We start from the raw sequence: 1,350 nt of genomic DNA on the forward strand, positions 1-1,350 counted from the left end.
CGTTGAACCGGTTCGCGTATGTCGAGAACTCGCCGGTCGCGTTCAGTGACCACCTCGGGTTCCTGCCGATCGGTGGCGGGCTCAAAGGTGGCGTCGCGAAGGCTTATGCGAAGCACGCCGTGAAGAAGGGCGGGATCGCTGCGGCGATCAGCAAGGCAAACGGCCCGAAACTCCCGCGACATTCGATGGGAACGAGCGGCGGTGAACGTCCGGGCACGCTGTCACGGGGTGGCGGTGGCCCAGGCGGCGCGATCGTCCCAATGAGTCGCTCCAACGTGTATACGTCCGCAACACATGATGACGATCCCTGCGCCTCTTGCCTGCCGATCAAATCTCGCTTCTCGGGTCAGTCGGACGGAGCGCTGGACCTGTGGGGAACGCTGTTGTTCTTCGGCGCCATCATCGGCATCGCGGCACTCGCGGTGTGCGTTGTGGCAACCGTGGGAATCTGCGCCGCTGCGTCGGCCGCAATTGCAACTGCATCAGTCAAGGTTGGGGCGAAGGTCGGCGTTAATGCCGCAATTAGGGAAATCTCGAAGAGGTACATTCTTTCGTTCAATAATCATAAATGGTCACACATCATCCGAGAAGGGCACCATTGGGATAGGCTTGCCAAGACGCGAGCGGAGGTGGCTGACCTGATGGCGAGGGCTAGAGCGTACGGCACTGCACGGCCTGACCCAAGGGGTCATGTCGATTACCACTGGTTTTACAAGGGGGAAGAGATTGTTGTTCGAGTCGGGCCGGGTGGTCAAATTGGGAACGGTTGGATTGTGAAATGAAACCCGTAAGACTTGTTGATCTCGTATATCAAGGCAATATTACGAAAGCAATTAAGGTTGCTACACCTTTTTCGCCGCAGGCGATATTCGATCAACTCTTCATAGATGACAAACGTCATCTGGAGGATGAGGGCCCCTGTGATGAGTTTCTGCGAGCGTGGTTTGCTTCGCTTAAATTCCCTTTCTTGCGCGCCGAAGCGGCGGATTGTTTCACGAAGGTGTATACTACAGAACTTGCTCCGGTGCCAAATGCGGAATACATCGGCGCATATATGCGAACTCAGGCGTTGCGTGAAGCCATCGAAAGGGTGGTGGAGATAATCCTTGGGCCGGAGCTGAGAGATCTGGAGGAGACTCCCGATCATCCGCTCTCCGCTGAATCTGCCAGGCGATGGCGTGTAATCGGCGCGGTCCTTGCTGAGCTCGATCTCCCTCCCGCAGTATCGGCAATCGCTCCGGACCGCTCCTAGCGCCATGATTGGCTCGACGCCGACTTTGAGGTCGTCTCAGACGGTGAACGGCATCCCGACGTCGTTTGGTCATGATGCGGCGGGGCGGTTGTTGTCGA

The 1,350-nt window shown here is 57.5% G+C and carries 2 protein-coding genes; both read left to right on the forward strand.

Annotated features, from left to right (window positions below):
• On the forward strand, nucleotides 1-782 hold a 782-nt coding region (locus tag ACTJKK_RS16550; RefSeq protein ID WP_440748776.1), incomplete at its 5' end, for a hypothetical protein.
• Entirely contained in the window at nucleotides 779-1,252 is a 474-nt protein-coding gene (locus ACTJKK_RS16555; RefSeq protein ID WP_247955599.1) for a hypothetical protein, read from the forward strand. The genes ACTJKK_RS16550 and ACTJKK_RS16555, both read left to right, overlap by 4 nt.
• Nucleotides 1,253-1,350: the final 98 nt, after the last annotated feature.

It is taken from the genome of Microbacterium sp. 22179, from assembly GCF_052045715.1.
Classification (GTDB): domain Bacteria; phylum Actinomycetota; class Actinomycetes; order Actinomycetales; family Microbacteriaceae; genus Microbacterium; species Microbacterium galbinum.

Bases quoted from the DNA above. Each gene is read 5' to 3' on its own strand.
- ACTJKK_RS16555 (WP_247955599.1), top strand. From the start codon at position 779: ATGAAACCCGTAAGACTTGTTGATCTCGTATATCAAGGCAATATTACG.